Origin of the sequence: Staphylococcus sp. FSL W8-0305 (genome assembly GCF_037966415.1) — a bacterium.
GTDB lineage: Bacteria > Bacillota > Bacilli > Staphylococcales > Staphylococcaceae > Staphylococcus > Staphylococcus aureus.
In genome coordinates this window covers 658,052-675,686 of record NZ_CP150198.1, presented here as the reverse complement: position 1 = coordinate 675,686, position 17,635 = coordinate 658,052, and the positions used below count along the sequence as shown (strand labels likewise).

The window sequence follows — 17,635 nt, the reverse complement described above, 5'->3', positions numbered from 1 at the left end:
AGTACTTATCGTTAAAATAGCGATATACTTTGACCAAACTAATATAAATCTCTTGTATTGTATAAGAAATGATGATGTATCTCTATATTTACTGAAGTTTCAATTCGGTCTAATTTTATAGAAGGTGCATGATTCATGTAGAGGATGCGAGGGGTTTATTTTGAAAGATTTCGATAGTTTAATTCCTGGATGGTTTAAAGAATTTGTCCATGTTGGTACCGATTTAATATGGTCTCAATATTTAATTGGTCTATTATTGACAGCTGGATTCTTCTTTACAATTAGTTCTAAATTCGTCCAATTACGAATGTTACCTGAAATGTTTAGAGCTTTAGTAGAACGTCCAGAAACTTTAGAAGATGGTAAGAAGGGTATTTCGCCATTCCAAGCATTTGCGATTAGTGCTGGTTCGAGAGTTGGTACTGGTAATATTGCTGGTGTTGCGACTGCGATTGTTTTAGGTGGTCCAGGTGCAGTATTTTGGATGTGGGTTATTGCATTTATAGGTGCAGCGAGTGCATTTATAGAAGCGACTTTGGCTCAGGTTTATAAAGTACATGATAAAGATGGTGGATTCCGTGGTGGTCCAGCTTACTATATTACTAAAGGTTTAAATCAAAAATGGCTAGGTATCGTATTTGCGATTTTAATTACAATTACATTTGCATTTGTATTTAACACAGTGCAATCTAATACAATTGCGGAGTCGTTAAATACGCAATATAATATTAGTCCAGTAATCACAGGTATTATTTTAGCAATCGTAACTGCTATTATTATATTTGGTGGTGTACGTAGTATTGCTACGTTATCTTCGTTAATTGTACCGATTATGGCTATTATTTACATTGGTATGGTTTTAGTAATATTGCTATTTAATTTAGATCAAATTGTTCCTATGATAGGTACGATTATTAAAAGTGCATTTGGTATCGAACAAGTAACTGGTGGCGCTGTAGGTGCTGCGGTTCTTCAAGGTATTAAACGTGGTTTATTCTCTAATGAAGCTGGTATGGGTTCTGCGCCGAATGCAGCGGCAACTGCTGCAGTGCCACACCCGGTCAAGCAAGGTTTAATCCAATCATTAGGTGTGTTCTTTGATACAATGTTGGTTTGTACAGCAACTGCAATCATGATTTTATTATATTCAGGACTGAAATTTGGTGATAACGCACCTCAAGGTGTTGCAGTTACCCAATCAGCACTTAATGAACATTTAGGTTCTGCTGGAGGTATTTTCTTAACAATAGCAGTTACATTATTCGCCTTTTCATCTGTGGTAGGTAATTACTATTACGGTCAATCTAATATTGAATTTTTATCAACAAACCGTGTGATATTATTTATTTTTAGATGTTTTGTTGTAGTACTTGTCTTTGTCGGTGCAGTTGTAAAAACAGAAACAGTATGGAATACAGCAGACTTATTTATGGGCTTAATGGCAATTGTAAACATTATTTCCATTATAGGACTGTCCAATGTAGCTTTTGCATTGATGAAAGATTATCAAAAGCAGAAAAAAGAAGGCAAGAATCCTGTTTTTAAACCTGAAAACTTAGAAATTAACTTATTTGGAATTAGTGCTTGGGGCGCTAACAAATATAAGAACTCTGATAAATAAATATTTTTAATGTAACGATTCATTTTATAAAAATCAAATAAACCCTGAGGTTTTCAAATTAATGCGAAAATCTCAGGGTTTTAAATTTGTACTCAATAATTATCTGTATCATTACACTAGTTAATCTAAGATTTGATTAAATATTAATATAGTAAGATTGAGATTTATTTCCTTCATTGGTGTGCAAAGACTATACCATTGATAAGACATATTGTTGGATAGATGAATATAATTTTATTTTAGCTTTGCACAATTTAATAGTACTTTTTAGTTTGTATTGAGTATTAATTCAGATAATATATAAATAAATAGCATTATTTGCAAATATGGGAGTCAGATTTTTTTATTAAAGTTATTCCACTTTGAGAGGCATCGAAATTAAATTAAGATATATCATATAGGATAGGCGTGTAATAGAACACAAGTATTTAAATTATTATACTTTTAAGTTAGACATTTCCGATATATAATCTTAATAATAGAAAAATAGGTGATGATAATGGGAGAATATATTGTTACTAAAACATTGAACAACAATGTCGTAGTATGTACTAATAATGATCAAGAAGTTATTTTAATCGGTAAAGGTATTGGTTTTAACAAAAAAGAGGGAATGACGTTAAACGACCAAACTATTACAATAGAGAAAATTTATAAATTAGAGAGTGAACAACAAAAAGCACATTATAAAAGTTTAGTTGAAATCGCTGATGATAATGTATTACAAGTAATTATTGATTCGTTGAATTTTATTTCTAATACTGCGATGAATGTTGATTCAAAACAACTTGTAGTTTCATTAACGGATCATATTATATTTGCTTATAAACGCTTAAAACAAAATCAAGTTATTAGTAATCCATTTGTTATGGAAACTATGCAGTTATATAGTGATGCATATCATATTGCTAAACAGGTAATTGATCAGTTAAATGCAGCATTAGATGTGCATTTTCCTGAAGATGAGATAGGATTTATTGCATTACATATTGCATCTAACACAGAAGATTTATCTATGCATGAGATGACCTTGATCAATAATGTTATTAAAAAAGGTATAGATATCATTGAATCAGACCTTGTGACAACTGTTGATAAGGAATCATTACAATACCAACGTTTTATAAGACATGTACAATTTTTAATTCGCCGATTAAGAAGAAAAGAATATATACATGCACAAGATGATTTTGTGTCTATGATTAAAAATCACTATCCGATTTGCTATAACACAGCATATAAAATTTTAACTATGATACAAAAACAATTTGATGTTAATATCAGTGAGTCTGAAATTATATATTTAACATTACACATTCATCATTTTGAAGAAAGGATTAATCAATCCTAAATTAAGTGTATTACACGGGCGTTTCGTTACTGTAAAGGGTATTTGTATGGTATCATTGATGTTAGTAATTTTACATAAGTGGACTGTTTTTATACAACATCTTATGAATATTTTAAGTGGTGGTGAATCTATAATTGAATGAAAATGAAAAGAATATAAGAAAGAACTTTTTAAAATTTACCGAATCACGGTATATGAAGTTTGTTGGTGGGAATGATTTAGTCTTCTCATTAATAGCACTAGTATTGTTGGGTATTGTTATTTTTATTTTCGAAAAAGTATCATACGTTTTTGATCCTTTTATCATCGTTTTTAAGACGATAGCAGCACCTATCATCGTCTCTTTAATTCTATTCTATCTATTTAACCCAATCGTAAATATGATGGAGCGTTATAGAATACCAAGAGTTGCAGGTATTTCTATTATTTATCTAGCTGTAGTAGGTGTTATTACGTTAATTGTTAATTTATTGATACCTATTATTGGTTCGCAAGTAGATAGTTTAGTTAAAAATTCACCGCAATATCTAGAAAAATTAATTAATTCTATTGATAAAATAGCAAATAATACGTTTTTCTCTTCGTATTATAGTCAAATTAATGATTGGTTAAATTCTTTACCTAAGAAAATACCATCTATGTTAAGTGAATTTACAGATGGCTTTGGGTCTAAAATTGCAACGTTTGCAGAAACGATTGCTAATATTGGCGTTGTGATTGTCACAACACCATTTGTACTATTCTTTATGCTTAAAGATGGACATCACTTCAAAGAATTTTCAACGAATATTATGCCACCGAAATTCCGAAAAGATTTTCATGATCTACTTGAAAAAATGAGTGTTCAAGTTGGTTCATACATTCAAGGACAAATTATCGTTTCATTCTGTATCGGTATACTGTTGTTTATCGGTTATTCGGTTATCGGGTTGAAATATAGCTTAGTATTAGCTAGTATTGCTGCAGTTACAAGTGTTGTGCCATATTTAGGGCCTACTATAGCGATTTCACCAGCTATTGTCATAGCTGCTATAACATCGCCGTGGATGCTCTTAAAATTAGCAGTAGTATGGACTTTAGTACAATTTGTTGAAGGGCACTTCATTTCACCAAATATCATGGGTAAAACACTTAAGATTCATCCACTTACAATCATTTTCATTTTACTGTGTGCAGGCAAATTGCTTGGTATTGTAGGCGTTATTTTAGGTATTCCGGGATATGCTATTTTAAAAGTATTAGTTACTCATTTATTCCAATTATTTAAACGTCGATACAATCGTTTCTATGGTAATGATGTAGGTGAATATGATATTAAAGAAAGTAATAAAATAGTTGAATAAGTAATTAAAAATACCAATAGACTATACGTTTGTTGGTATTTTTATGGTGCTTATAATGTTAGGTGTTCAAATTTATGATTATCAGCACATGTTTAGCTTATAAATTTTTATGAAAGTTTAGCCATTTATAAAGCACATGCATAATGAAGCGAGTATTTGTGACTTGATTAGTACTTCATTATTATATCGAAAATAAAAACAAGTGGTATTTTTAATATATTAAGAAGCACTCATAATCAGCTGTTAATTAATAATATTTTTCATAAGTATTGATTCATCATTTTCTTTATGTTAAATATGAATCAGTATAGATAACCATATTGTTCTGTTTGAGATAGAAATATTTTCTATTTACTTCTTAATACAGATGTCAATATGACAAAAGTGTTATATAAATCAAAGGTAAATGATATGCTATTTTTATGGTTTATATGATATATTTTGATTTATAACAGAAATAATTAGAATTGATGTGAAAAAATGAATCAGGAAGTTAAAAACAAAATATTTTCAATCTTAAAAATTACGTTTGCTACAGCTTTATTTATTTTTGTAGTAATCACGTTGTATCGAGAGTTATCTGGGATTAACTTTAAAGATACTTTGGTTGAATTTAGTAAAATCAACCGTATGTCCCTTGTCTTATTATTTATTGGTGGTGGGGCATCGCTTGTTATTCTCTCAATGTATGATGTGATTTTATCTAGAGCTTTAAAAATGGATATTTCATTAGGAAAAGTTTTAAGAGTAAGTTATATCATTAATGCATTAAATGCGATTGTAGGCTTTGGTGGCTTTATTGGTGCCGGTGTAAGAGCAATGGTTTACAAAAACTATACGCATGATAAAAAGAAATTGGTTCACTTTATTTCATTAATACTGATTTCAATGTTGACAGGTTTAAGTTTGTTATCATTGTTAATCGTATTCCATGTTTTTGATGCATCATTAATTTTAAATAAAATTACGTGGGTGAGATGGGTACTTTATGCTGTGTCGTTGTTCTTACCATTATTTATTATATATTCAATGGTTAGACCGCCCGATAAAAACAATCGTTATGTAGGCTTGTATTGTACATTAGTGTCATGTGTGGAATGGTTAGCCGCTGCAGTTGTATTATACTTCTGTGGTGTCATAGTTGACGTCCATGTCTCATTTATGTCATTTATTGCAATATTCATTATTGCTGCATTATCTGGATTAGTCAGCTTTATTCCAGGTGGTTTTGGTGCCTTCGACTTAGTTGTTTTATTAGGCTTTAAAACGTTAGGTGTACCTGAAGAAAAAGTATTATTAATGCTACTACTTTATCGCTTTGCGTACTATTTCGTACCAGTGATTATTGCATTAATCCTTTCATCATTTGAGTTTGGTACTTCAGCTAAGAAATATATTGAAGGATCTAAATATTTCATTCCGGCTAAAGATGTGACATCGTTTTTAATGTCGTATCAAAAAGATATTATTGCTAAAATACCATCATTATCATTGGCAATTTTAGTATTCTTTACAAGTATGATTTTCTTTGTAAATAATTTGACGATTGTATACGATGCTTTATATGATGGCAATCATTTAACGTATTATCTTTTATTGGCAATACATACAAGTGCCTGTTTATTACTTTTACTTAATGTTGTAGGTATTTATAAACAAAGTAGACGTGCCATTATTTATGCAATGATTTCGATTATCTTAATTATTGTCGCGACGTTATTCACTTATGCGTCATACATTTTAATAACTTGGTTAGTTATTATCTTTGCTTTACTTATTGTTGCTTTCCGTAGAGCACGTAGGTTAAAACGTCCAATTCGAATGAGAAATCTAGTCGCAATGCTTTTGTTCAGCATATTTATACTCTACATCAACCATATATTTATAGCTGGAACATTTTATGCTTTAGATGTTTATACAATCGAAATGCATACGTCTGTACTTAAATATTATTTCTGGATTACCATTTTAATTATCGCAATTATTGTTGGTGCAATTGCGTGGTTATTCGATTATCAATTTAGTAAAGTGCGTATATCTTCTAATATTGAAGAGTGCGAAGAGATTATTGATCAATATGGTGGGAATTATTTAAGTCATTTAATTTATAGTGGTGATAAACAGTTCTTTACTAATGAAGATAAAAATGCATTTTTAATGTATCGCTATAAAGCAAGTTCGTTAGTAGTTCTTGGCGATCCAATCGGTGATGAAAATGCCTTTGATGAATTGTTAGAAGCATTCTATAATTACGCTGAGTATTTAGGCTATGATGTTATATTCTATCAAGTTACAGATCAACACATGCCTTTATATCATAATTTCGGCAACCAATTTTTCAAATTAGGTGAAGAAGCAATTATTGATTTAACGCAATTTTCAACTTCAGGTAAAAAACGCCGTGGATTTAGAGCGACTTTAAACAAATTCGATGAACTTAATATTTCATTCGAAATTATTGAACCACCGTTTTCAACTGAATTTATAAATGAACTTCAACATGTCAGTGATTTGTGGTTAGATAATCGTCAGGAAATGCATTTCTCTGTTGGTCAATTTAATGAAACATATTTATCTAAAGCGCCAATTGGTGTGATGCGCAATGAAAATAATGAAGTAATTGCATTTTGTAGTTTAATGCCAACATACTTTAATGATGCCATTTCAGTCGATTTAATTAGATGGTTGCCAGAGTTAGATTTACCGTTAATGGATGGATTATACTTGCACATGTTACTTTGGAGTAAAGAACAAGGTTATACAAAATTTAATATGGGTATGGCAACGTTATCGAACGTTGGTCAATTGCATTATTCATATTTAAGAGAAAGACTTGCAGGTCGTGTCTTTGAACATTTCAACGGTCTATATCGTTTCCAAGGATTACGTCGTTATAAATCTAAATATAATCCGAATTGGGAACCACGCTTTTTAGTTTATCGTAAAGATAATTCGCTTTGGGAATCACTTTCTAAAGTAATGCGTGTAATACGTCACAAATAATTAAAATCCAAGTGCTAATAGGTATACAGTTATGCCTGAAGCGCTTGGATTTTTTGGTTTCTATAAAGAATGATTTATAAAAAACGGCACAGATAAGAATATTTAAGTTTCCTATCTGTACCGTATTTTAATATTGAAATGAACTTAAGTTAAGTCGCCTAACTTTTATTATCAGTCCAATCAGTTTCATCAAGTGTAAATGTTATTGTTTATTTTTGTATTCTTGGCGTATTTTTTGTTCTTCTGCATAACGCTCTGGATTTTTCTTATAAAAATCTTGGTGATAGTCTTCGGCTTTGTAAAATTGTGACGCTGGTAATATTTTTGTTGCAATTGCCTTATCAGCATTAATCGTATTTTTAAGCTGCTCGATATAAGTCTCAGCGAGTTCTTTTTGATGATCATTAGTGTAGAAAATAGCTGTTTGATATTGAGGACCACGGTCTTGATATTGACCACCTGTATCTAATGGGTCAATGACTGAGAAAAATATTTCTAATAACTTATTGTATGAGAATAATGCAACATCATATTGAATTTCAACAGTTTCTAAATGTCCACTCGTACCTGATTTTACTTGTTCGTAAGTAGGGTTTTCAATATGTCCGCCCATATATCCAGAAGTTACTTTTTCTATGCCGTCAAAGGTGTCAAATGGTTTCGTCATACACCAAAAGCAACCTCCGGCAAAATAAGCTGTATTAATATTCATTTTTGACATCCTTTCATTAGACCTTAGTACGATTTATTAAGAAATCACTTGCTTTTTGAATTGTTTTTATATAACGTTAATATGTGATTATTATAGTACACAAAAATCTATTTTTGAAGATATAAGGTAGGTAAATATGGATAAAGAAACTAATGACAACGAATATAGACGTCAAAGTGAACATCGCACTTCGGCGCCTAAGCGAAAAAAGAAGAAGAAAATTAGGAAATTACCTATCATTCTTCTGATTGTTGTAATTTTACTTATCGCATTAGTTGTATATATTGTACATAGTTACAATAGCGGTGTAGAATATGCCAAGAAACATGCGAAAGATGTTAAAGTACATCAATTTAATGGACCAGTAAAAAATGATGGTAAAATTTCTATTCTTGTACTCGGTGCAGATAAAGCACAAGGTGGACAATCAAGAACAGATTCTATCATGGTTGTTCAATATGACTTTATCAATAAAAAGATGAAAATGATGTCTGTCATGCGTGATATTTATGCAGATATTCCAGGGTATGGAAAACACAAAATTAATTCAGCATACGCTTTAGGTGGTCCAGAGCTACTTAGAAAAACACTTGATAAAAATTTAGGAATTAATCCTGAATATTATGCAGTAGTTGATTTTACTGGATTTGAGAAAATGATTGATGAATTAATGCCAGAAGGTGTACCAATTAATGTCGAAAAAGATATGTCGAAAAATATTGGTGTATCTTTGAAAAAGGGTAACCATAGGTTGAATGGTAAAGAATTACTTGGTTATGCAAGATTCCGTCACGACCCTGAAGGTGACTTCGGACGCGTGCGACGTCAGCAACAAGTAATGCAAACTTTGAAAAAAGAAATGGTTAATTTTAGAACAGTTGTTAAATTACCAAAAGTTGCAGGTATTTTAAGAGGCTATGTGAATACAAACATTCCTGATTCAGGGATCTTCCAAACAGGTTTGAGTTTTGGTATCCGAGGTGAAAAAGATGTTAAGTCATTGACTGTGCCAATCAAGAACTCATACGAAGATGTCAATACAAATACTGATGGTAGTGCATTACAGATTAATAAAAACACAAATAAACAAGCTATTAAAGACTTTTTAGATGAAGATTAAAAATAAACAAGAGCTTGGGACATTAAGTTCTTAGGCAATGTAAAAAAGCTGATTTCTATTAATTATTTGATAGAAATCAGCTTTTTTTAAATGTATTTGATAATATACAGCTCGTCGAGCTACTATTTTCCTTATATTAAGTGCCATTAATACAAAACCTAGCTCTCGTTTAACTTTATTTATTCCTCGAACTGACATTCGAGTGAAACCCAAAATAGCCTTCATAAATCCAAAAACAGGCTCTACATCAATTTTTCTTTGACTATAGATTTTTTTCGTTTCTGGTTCAGAAAGCTTTTGATTAATTTGGGCTTTAAAGTATTCCCAATTATAATTCTTCATGATTTTCTTATTGGATTTCGAATTTGGCTTCATGCATTGTTGCCTCAAAGAACATGCTGAACAGTCATCGCATTCATATAGTTTGAAGTCACGTTTAAAACCATATCTATCATTACGGTATGCATATCTTTTAAAACCTATTCTTTTGTTATTAGGACATATAAATTCATCATTAAGTTCGTCATATTTCCAGTTTTGAGTGTTAAAAATGTCACTTTTAAACTTTCTCGTTTTATCTTTAATAAACATACCATACGTAATAAGTGGCGTTTTATTAAAATCATCTATAATAGCCATATAGTTTTGCTCACTACCATAACCTGCATCAGCTACAATATACTCCGGTAAATAACCGAAGGTATTTTGAATCATTGTTAAAAATGGAATTAAAGTTCTAGTATCTGTCGGGTTTTGAAATAGGTCATAGGATAAAACAAATTGAGAATTTGTCGCTATTTGTAAATTGTATCCTGGCTTAAGTTGGCCATTTTTCATATGGTCTTCCTTCATTCTCATAAAAGTTGCATCATGATCAGTTTTAGAAAAGCTATTTCTATCTTTAAGAATCGATTTTTGTTCTTCATATTTACTTTTTCTTTCGGAATAATCATCAAATTTCTTTTTGAACTTCTTAATCTCAGTTCTTTTTTTACGGGTCTGTTTTCTAATTTGAGTACAATCTTCGTTCTGAATAGAATGATTTAAATCTTCGATTTCTTTATCTAAATGACTACCAATTAAATCTATTTCTTCTATTGTTAAATCGCTATCTCCATCTTCTTTTATCTCTGGTATTATTTTTTCTTCAACTAAGTCACGATATAATGCTTTTGAATTTTCGTTCAATTTCGATTCGTGATTTTGAATACTTTTCTTCCACACAAATGTATACCTATTGGCATTAGCTTCTACTTTTGTACCATCAATAAAAATTGAATTATCATCAATAAGATTTTGCTTTAAACATTGACTATGAAACTGAATAAATAAAGATTCAATTAATGCATCAGTATTAGGATTTACTCTAAAACGATTAATAGTTTTATAAGAAGGTGTTTGATTTTGAGCTAACCACATCATTCGAATACTGTCATGAAGTAATTTCTCTATTCTACGACCAGAAAATACAGATTGAGTGTATGCATATAAGATAATTTTTAACATCATTTTTGGATGATAGGATGTTGCGCCACGATGATGTCTGAATTCATCGAATTCGCTATCAGGTATCGTTTCAACAATTTCATTAACATATCGTGAAATATCATTTTGAGGAATTCTAACAGAAGTTTCTATTGGTAGTGTAAGTTGGGTCATGTTATAATTTTTATACATAAGGCACCTCGTTAATTTAGTTTAGTGGTATTTATTAAATTATACGAAAGTGTCTTATTTTTTTAAAGTATTTCAAAGTAAAATTACATGTTAATACGTAGTATTAATGGCGAGACTCCTGAGGGAGCAGTGCCAGTCGAAGACCAAGGCTGAGACGGCACCCTAGGAAAGCGAAGCCATTCAATACGAAGTATTGTATAAATAGAGAACAGCAGTAAGATAATTTTCAATTAGAAAATATCTTACTGCTGTTTTTTTAGGGATTTATGTCCCAGACTCTTGTTCGTTTTCAAAGAATTAATTGGCATGCATCTTATGAAGAATTATTGATCTGACTTTCTTACGCCAGCCACACCATAATGGTTTGGTTTCATTTCTTCTATAACAACGTGAATTGCTTGTCTATTTGCTCCCGTTGTTTTTTCTACGGCGTCAGTAACTTCGCTAACTAAATTTTTTAATTGTTCATCCGAACGACCTTCTAATAATTTTACATTGACGATTGGCATCATCCAAACCTCCTAATCATTATTAATTTGAGTATATCATGTAATACTTAAAAATTCATTTGTAAAATAATAGAACATTTGTTCTAAAATGGTTGAAATAGAACAAGTGTTCGTATATAATGGAATTCAAGTAAGGGAGGAATAACAGTGTATAATTATCATTTATTAGAAGATAGGGATGTTCTATGTATTGATCAAAAAAGTTTTTTTGCGAGTGTTTCTTGTATTGAAAAGGGGCTAGATCCATTAGAAACAAAGTTAGCTGTTGTTGCAGATACTAAGCGTCAGGGTTCTGTAGTATTGGCTGCGACACCTAAATTAAAAGAATTAGGCATCAAGACAGGATCGCGATTGTTTGAAATACCACATAGAAATGATATTTACATTATCAATCCAAGTATGCGTAAATATCTTAATGTTTCAGTTGCTATTTCTAAGATTGCATTGCGTTATATTCCACCTGAAGATTTACACCAATATAGTATTGACGAATTTTTTATGGATGTTACTGATAGCTATCATAGATTTAGTTCTACAGTACATGCATTTTGCGAAAGACTTAAACGTGAAATTTATGAAGAAACAGGCATTTATTGTACTGTGGGCATTGGTTCTAATATGTTATTAAGTAAAATTGCTATGGATGTTGAAGCTAAGCATAATCAAAATGGTATAGCTGAATGGCGATATCAAGATGTACCAACAAAATTATGGCCAATTCAGCCCTTGAGAGATTTTTGGGGTATTAATCGTCGAACAGAAGCCAAATTGAATAAAAGAGGGATTTTTACTATAGGAGATTTAGCAAAATATCCATATAAATTTTTAAAAAAAGAGTTCGGTATTTTAGGTGTTGATATGCATCTACATGCGAATGGGATAGATCAGAGTAAAGTACGTGAAAAGCATAAGATTAGCAATCCATCGATATGCAAAAGTCAAATATTAATGAGAGATTATCATTTTGACGAAGCAAAAGTAGTAATGCAAGAGTTAATTGAAGATGTTGCTAGCAGAGTTCGAGCAAGAAAAAAAGTGGCAAGAACGATACATTTTGCCTTTGGCTATAGTGATGAAGGTGGTGTACATAAGCAATATACTTTGAAAGATCCAACAAACCTAGAAAAAGATATTTATAAAGTAGTAATGCATTTCGCAGATAAATTATGTAATAAACAAGCACTATATCGTACGCTAAGTATATCTTTGAGTCAATTTATTAATGAGGATGAGCGACAGTTAAGTCTGTTTGAAGATGAATACCAACGCAAACGTGACGAATGTCTAGCTAAAACGATAGACCAATTACATTTGAAATACAGCAAAGGTATTGTGTCCAAAGCAGTATCGTTTACAGAAGCAGGTACAAAACATGGTAGATTAGGTTTAATGGCTGGACATAAGATGTAATGACTATACGGTTTAAGGAATATATAACTGTGATTCGTATAAAATAAGTCTCTAAAGATAAATATTTCATATATCACAATAGATTTCACAATAATATCTAAGAATACATGGAATTTATCAAAAGAGACTCAATAATTATTGGATATAACAATCAAAATCACTCAATGCTTGCATACCGCGTTCTCGATCGGTAGGATTTTTGAAACTAATTTTTAAAGCACCGTATATATCTTCGCGTACTTCTAAGATTCTTAAGTTGCTTATAGATATATTATGTAAACTTAGGATATAAGTCACTTTGCTTATCATACCTGATTCATCCGGAATATCTACATATAGATCATACGCAGTATTTAGTCCACCTAGTTGTTTAGCGGGCAGTGCGTCACGATACGATTTAGCTTCGGCAAAAAATGATAACAATTTTTCAGAATCATTGCTTTCAATTAGTCTTTCTAAATCTTGAAACTGACTTTTTAGCTGTCGAATCATTTCTAAAATATACGTTTTATTACTCAAGGTGATATCTTTCCACATTTGTGCATTACTACTAGCTATACGAGTGATATCACGAAAACCACCAGCTGCAAGTTTATTGACTAAATGATGTTCTTGACTGTTCTTTTGACTAACATGAACTAAACTAGATGCAACGATATGAGGTAAATGACTTACGACGCTTGTTACGTAGTCGTGTTCTTCAGCAGTAGTTACAATAAATTTAGCAAGAGTAGGTGATAACAGTTCTTTTAACGTGTTTGCTGCTTGCTCATTTCTTGGCTCATTGTAGACTAAAATATAATAAGCGTTTTCAAATAAGTGCTTTTTAGCATTTAGTACACCGGATTTATGACTACCAGCCATTGGATGACCACTGACTAAATGAATATTATGCTTTAATAAACTGCATTCGTGTTGCTGTATCATTGCTTTAGTACTACCAGTATCAGAAACAATAACACCAGGTTTAGTTGGCATATGTATAAGCTCGCTAAGATATTTATTTGTGATAGCAACAGGTGTTGCATAAATAATTACATCGGCTTTTTTAATAGCTTCACTATAATTTAAACATTTTTCATTAATAATACCGATTGATTTAGCTTTATCTAACTGAGAAGTATCTGCATCGTATGCAATAATATTAGTATTAGGGTTATGGTATTTTATATTGCTAGCAAGACTTCCACCAATTAATCCAAGCCCAACAAATAAAACTGTTGTCATATAAATCACCTTATTTCGAAATTTTCAGAATAATAACATTGTAAATGAGCTGTTGACACAGTGCAATAGTAAATAAAAATCGATAATAGCATTAATAGATAAACGGATATAAATCATCTACAATAAAGAGTATAGTAACACAATGGCAACGGAGGGGTAAATCAATGGAACCAATATTAGAAATGATTAAAACATTAACAGGTATTAATAGTCCTTCAGGAGACACAGAAGAAGCAATTCAATTTGTCGAAAAATATGCAAAAGACTTGGGTTATCAAACAACACTAACAAATAAAGGTGCGTTATTAATAACAGTGCCAGGCAAAAATGATGAAGTACAACGCTGTATTACTGCTCATGTTGATACTTTAGGTGCAATGGTTAAAGAAATTAAAGAAGATGGGCGCTTAGCAATAGAATTAATTGGAGGATTCACGTATAACGCGATTGAGGGTGAATATTGCCAAATTAAAACTGATGCTGGTCAAATATATACAGGAACCATTTGTCTGCATGAAACAAGTGTTCATGTATATAGAAATAATCATGAAATACCTAGAGACCAAAAGCATATGGAAATAAGAATTGATGAAGTAACTACATCAGAAGAAGATACAAAGAGTTTAGGTATTTCAGTAGGTGATTTTGTTAGCTTTGATCCACGTACAGTTATCACGTCATCAGGTTTTATTAAATCTCGTCATTTAGATGATAAAGCTAGCGTAGCGATGATACTAAAATTACTAAAGAAATTAAAAGAAGAGCAAATAATATTACCACATACAACGCAATTTTATATTTCTAATAACGAAGAAATAGGTTACGGTGCAAATGCATCAATTGATTCGAAAATCAAAGAATATATTGCATTAGATATGGGCGCGTTGGGAGACGGTCAAGCATCCGATGAATATACAGTTTCTATTTGTGCCAAAGATTCTTCAGGTCCATATCATAAGCAATTGAAATCACACCTAGTTAATCTTTGCAAAATAAATAATATTCCATATAAAGTAGACATATATCCATATTATGGTTCAGATGCTTCAGCAGCTTTACATGCTGGTGCGGATATCAGACATGGTTTATTTGGCGCTGGCATTGAATCATCTCATGCAATGGAACGAACACATATTGATTCTATTAAAGCGACAGAGAAATTACTATATGCATATTGCTTATCACCAATTGAGTAAACAATTAGTGTTGACAAATGTGAACGACCTATGTAATATAATGAACTATAAAAATAATTAGAATTTTCTAAAGAAATAGTAGCAGATATGAAACGTAGCAAATAGAAAGCTAATGGGTGATGGGAATTAGCACGCCATATCTTGTGAATTGGACTTTGGAAAACAATTGAATGAGTTTTGAAAGTGAACATGAATTATGTTAACTAAGGTGGCACCACGGTAACGCGTCCTTACAGGTATATGCGTTATGTGGTGTCTTTTTATTTAGACAAAATGTAGTAGTTAGTTAAAGGTAGCAACAGAAAGTTAGTGGGTGATGTGAACTAACACCGAGATTAATGAAATTGGGTTTTGTCTGCAACAGAAAAATTATATATAGTAAAGAGTGAACTATGAATATTTCGAATATTCGGTTAATTTAGGTGGTACCACGCGTCAGCGTCCTTTATATTGATAAGGATGCTGACGTTTTTTTAGAAAGGAGCGTAAAGAATGGATGTATTCTATAAAAAAATAAAAGCAAATGTAACACCTGAAGTTTTAGCACAACTTCATTCCAAGAAGATCATTTTGGAAAGTACAAATCAACAACAAACTAAGGGTCGCTATTCTATAGTGATATTTGATATCTACGGTACTTTAACTTTAGATAACGATGTATTATCAGTAAGCACTTTAAAAGAGTCGTATCAAATCACTGAAAGACCGTATCATTATTTAACGACTAAAATAAATGAAGACTACCATAATATTCAAGATGAGCAACTTAAGCCAATACCGTTTATATCTGGATATGTTGGGACGTGTAGCTTTGATTTAGTAAGACATGAATTTCCTAAATTGCAATCAATACAATTAGAGGATCACAAGCAACACGATGTACGGTTATATATGGTTGAACAAGTTTATGTATTTGACCATTACAAAGATGAGTTATATATCATCGCGACGAATCAATTTTCAAATTCAACGAAATCAGATCTTGAGAATCGAGTTAATAAGTCTATCGAAGACTTAACTAAAATCCAACCATTCATGCCTACACAAGATTTTGATTTTAAAACTAAAGAAATTCAATCAAATATTTCTGAAGAAAGATTTGTCGAAATGATTCAGTATTTCAAAGAGAAAATAACAGAAGGGGATATGTTCCAAGTTGTGCCATCAAGAATTTACAAATATGCGCATCATGCTAATCAGCATTTAAATCAACTTACGTTTCAACTGTATCAAAATTTAAAACGACAAAACCCAAGTCCATATATGTATTATCTTAATATCGATCAACCCTACATTGTCGGTAGTTCTCCCGAAAGTTTCGTAAGTGTCAAAGATCAAATTGTAACAACTAATCCTATTGCAGGTACGATTCAACGTGGTGAGACGACACAAATAGATAATGAGAATATGAAACAACTACTTAATGATCCTAAAGAATGCAGTGAACATCGTATGCTTGTTGATTTAGGGCGTAATGATATTCATAGAGTAAGTAAAATAGGTACCTCAAAAATTACTAAATTAATGGTTATTGAAAAATATGAACATGTTATGCATATCGTAAGTGAAGTCACAGGTGAAATAAATCAAAATTTATCGCCAATGACAGTTATTGCGAATTTATTACCAACAGGTACCGTTTCAGGTGCACCAAAATTACGTGCAATCGAAAGAATTTACGAACAATATCCACATAAACGTGGCGTTTATAGTGGTGGTGTTGGATACATAAATTGTAATCATAACTTAGATTTTGCATTAGCAATTCGAACGATGATGATAGATGAGCAGTATATCAACGTAGAAGCTGGTTGTGGGGTTGTATATGATTCTATTCCTGAAAAAGAACTAAATGAAACGAAATTGAAAGCCAAAAGTTTATTGGAGGTAAGCCCATGATTTTAGTTGTAGATAATTATGATTCCTTTACGTATAACCTAGTGGATATTGTGGCACAACACACTGATGTCATTATTCAATACCCTGATGATGATAATGTGCTGAATCAATCTGTTGATGCTGTCATTATTTCACCAGGCCCTGGGCATCCATTAGACGACCAACATTTAATGAAAATTATCTCATCCTATCAAGATAAACCCATTTTAGGTATTTGCCTAGGTGCTCAAGCACTGACTTGTTATTACGGTGGAGAAGTCATTAAAGGCGACAAAGTTATGCACGGAAAAGTTGATACGCTTAAGGTTATATCGCATCATCAACATCTGTTATATCAAGATGTACCAGAACAATTTTCTATTATGAGATACCATTCATTAATAAGTAATCCTGATAATTTTCCAGAAGAATTGAAAATTACTGGACGTACTGATGATTGTATACAATCATTCGAGCATAAAGAAAGACCGCATTATGGTATTCAGTACCATCCTGAATCATTTGCTACAGACTATGGTGTCAAAATAATTACAAATTTTATTAATTACGTGAAGAAAGGATGAAAAC

General features: G+C 31.4%; 14 protein-coding genes. 10 read left to right on the top strand and 4 right to left on the bottom strand.

The features are described 5' to 3' along the window. The first annotated feature begins 160 nt into the window (after positions 1 to 160). The 5 genes from NST10_RS03405 (at position 161) to mprF (ending at position 7,318) form a co-directional block, all read left to right on the top strand. Positions 161 to 1,621: an alanine/glycine:cation symporter family protein gene (locus tag NST10_RS03405; protein ID WP_000651159.1), complete on the top strand. Its 1,461-nt coding sequence runs from the start codon at positions 161 to 163 to the stop codon at positions 1,619 to 1,621. 499 nt (positions 1,622 to 2,120) lie between these two features. Then, positions 2,121 to 2,972 carry a transcription antiterminator gene (locus tag NST10_RS03400; RefSeq protein WP_000505016.1) on the top strand — a complete coding sequence of 284 codons (852 nt, stop codon included), beginning with the start codon at positions 2,121 to 2,123 and terminating at the stop codon, positions 2,970 to 2,972. Further along, positions 2,947 to 3,114, top strand: a complete 168-nt coding sequence (locus NST10_RS03395) for a hypothetical protein (protein ID WP_001788758.1) — start codon at positions 2,947 to 2,949, stop codon at positions 3,112 to 3,114. The genes NST10_RS03400 and NST10_RS03395 overlap by 26 nt, the downstream gene beginning before the upstream one ends. Further along, complete coding sequence (gene cozEb / locus NST10_RS03390) at positions 3,107 to 4,315, top strand: cell elongation protein CozEb (RefSeq protein WP_001004752.1); 1,209 nt, start codon at positions 3,107 to 3,109, stop codon at positions 4,313 to 4,315. Before NST10_RS03395 ends, cozEb begins: the two co-directional genes overlap by 8 nt. A 480-nt stretch (positions 4,316 to 4,795) precedes the next feature. Then, a complete protein-coding gene (mprF, locus tag NST10_RS03385; RefSeq protein WP_001071160.1) occupies positions 4,796 to 7,318 on the top strand; it encodes a bifunctional lysylphosphatidylglycerol flippase/synthetase MprF in 2,523 nt (840 codons plus the stop codon). A gap of 202 nt (positions 7,319 to 7,520) precedes the next feature. On the opposite strand, the gene msrA is transcribed toward mprF, so the two are convergent. Next, positions 7,521 to 8,030 (bottom strand): peptide-methionine (S)-S-oxide reductase MsrA, encoded by a 510-nt coding sequence (msrA, locus tag NST10_RS03380; RefSeq protein WP_001024830.1) that lies wholly within the window; start codon positions 8,028 to 8,030, stop codon positions 7,521 to 7,523. 136 nt (positions 8,031 to 8,166) lie between these two features. Here msrA and NST10_RS03375 point away from each other — a divergent pair, with 136 nt between their 5' ends. Beyond that, entirely contained in the window at positions 8,167 to 9,150 is a 984-nt protein-coding gene (locus NST10_RS03375) for an LCP family protein (RefSeq protein ID WP_000356975.1), read from the top strand. A gap of 30 nt (positions 9,151 to 9,180) precedes the next feature. On the opposite strand, the gene NST10_RS03370 is transcribed toward NST10_RS03375, so the two are convergent. Next, positions 9,181 to 10,827: an IS1182-like element ISSau3 family transposase gene (locus NST10_RS03370; protein WP_000277741.1), complete on the bottom strand. Its 1,647-nt coding sequence runs from the start codon at positions 10,825 to 10,827 to the stop codon at positions 9,181 to 9,183. A 323-nt stretch (positions 10,828 to 11,150) separates the two neighbouring features. Beyond that, the gene (locus NST10_RS03365; protein WP_001123276.1) at positions 11,151 to 11,336 is read right to left on the bottom strand and encodes a 2-hydroxymuconate tautomerase; all 186 of its coding nucleotides are present in this window, start codon (positions 11,334 to 11,336) and stop codon (positions 11,151 to 11,153) included. Between the two features lie 147 nt (positions 11,337 to 11,483). Here NST10_RS03365 and NST10_RS03360 point away from each other — a divergent pair, with 147 nt between their 5' ends. Further along, positions 11,484 to 12,746, top strand: a complete 1,263-nt coding sequence (locus tag NST10_RS03360) for a Y-family DNA polymerase (RefSeq protein ID WP_000283027.1) — start codon at positions 11,484 to 11,486, stop codon at positions 12,744 to 12,746. A gap of 135 nt (positions 12,747 to 12,881) precedes the next feature. On the opposite strand, the gene NST10_RS03355 is transcribed toward NST10_RS03360, so the two are convergent. After that, a complete protein-coding gene (locus tag NST10_RS03355; RefSeq protein WP_000214282.1) occupies positions 12,882 to 13,973 on the bottom strand; it encodes a prephenate dehydrogenase in 1,092 nt (363 codons plus the stop codon). A 164-nt stretch (positions 13,974 to 14,137) separates the two neighbouring features. Here NST10_RS03355 and NST10_RS03350 point away from each other — a divergent pair, with 164 nt between their 5' ends. From NST10_RS03350 to NST10_RS03340, 3 genes are all read left to right on the top strand, one after another. After that, the gene (locus NST10_RS03350) at positions 14,138 to 15,169 is read left to right on the top strand and encodes a M42 family metallopeptidase (protein ID WP_000433352.1); all 1,032 of its coding nucleotides are present in this window, start codon (positions 14,138 to 14,140) and stop codon (positions 15,167 to 15,169) included. A 492-nt stretch (positions 15,170 to 15,661) separates the two neighbouring features. Then, the gene (locus tag NST10_RS03345) at positions 15,662 to 17,068 is read left to right on the top strand and encodes an anthranilate synthase component I (RefSeq protein WP_339211231.1); all 1,407 of its coding nucleotides are present in this window, start codon (positions 15,662 to 15,664) and stop codon (positions 17,066 to 17,068) included. Beyond that, the gene (locus tag NST10_RS03340) at positions 17,065 to 17,631 is read left to right on the top strand and encodes an aminodeoxychorismate/anthranilate synthase component II (protein WP_000604802.1); all 567 of its coding nucleotides are present in this window, start codon (positions 17,065 to 17,067) and stop codon (positions 17,629 to 17,631) included. Before NST10_RS03345 ends, NST10_RS03340 begins: the two co-directional genes overlap by 4 nt. The last annotated feature ends 4 nt before the right edge of the window (positions 17,632 to 17,635 follow it).

What these genes read in the sequence shown, in the direction of transcription:
- NST10_RS03340 (WP_000604802.1), top strand. Translation starts at nt 17,065, where the DNA reads ATGATTTTAGTTGTAGATAATTATGATTCCTTTACGTATAACCTAGTG.
- msrA (WP_001024830.1), bottom strand. Translation starts at nt 8,030, where the DNA reads ATGAATATTAATACAGCTTATTTTGCCGGAGGTTGCTTTTGGTGTATG.
- NST10_RS03350 (WP_000433352.1), top strand. Translation starts at nt 14,138, where the DNA reads ATGGAACCAATATTAGAAATGATTAAAACATTAACAGGTATTAATAGT.
- NST10_RS03400 (WP_000505016.1), top strand. Translation starts at nt 2,121, where the DNA reads ATGGGAGAATATATTGTTACTAAAACATTGAACAACAATGTCGTAGTA.
- NST10_RS03345 (WP_339211231.1), top strand. Translation starts at nt 15,662, where the DNA reads ATGGATGTATTCTATAAAAAAATAAAAGCAAATGTAACACCTGAAGTT.
- mprF (WP_001071160.1), top strand. Translation starts at nt 4,796, where the DNA reads ATGAATCAGGAAGTTAAAAACAAAATATTTTCAATCTTAAAAATTACG.
- NST10_RS03370 (WP_000277741.1), bottom strand. Translation starts at nt 10,827, where the DNA reads ATGTATAAAAATTATAACATGACCCAACTTACACTACCAATAGAAACT.
- NST10_RS03365 (WP_001123276.1), bottom strand. Translation starts at nt 11,336, where the DNA reads ATGCCAATCGTCAATGTAAAATTATTAGAAGGTCGTTCGGATGAACAA.
- NST10_RS03355 (WP_000214282.1), bottom strand. Translation starts at nt 13,973, where the DNA reads ATGACAACAGTTTTATTTGTTGGGCTTGGATTAATTGGTGGAAGTCTT.
- NST10_RS03375 (WP_000356975.1), top strand. Translation starts at nt 8,167, where the DNA reads ATGGATAAAGAAACTAATGACAACGAATATAGACGTCAAAGTGAACAT.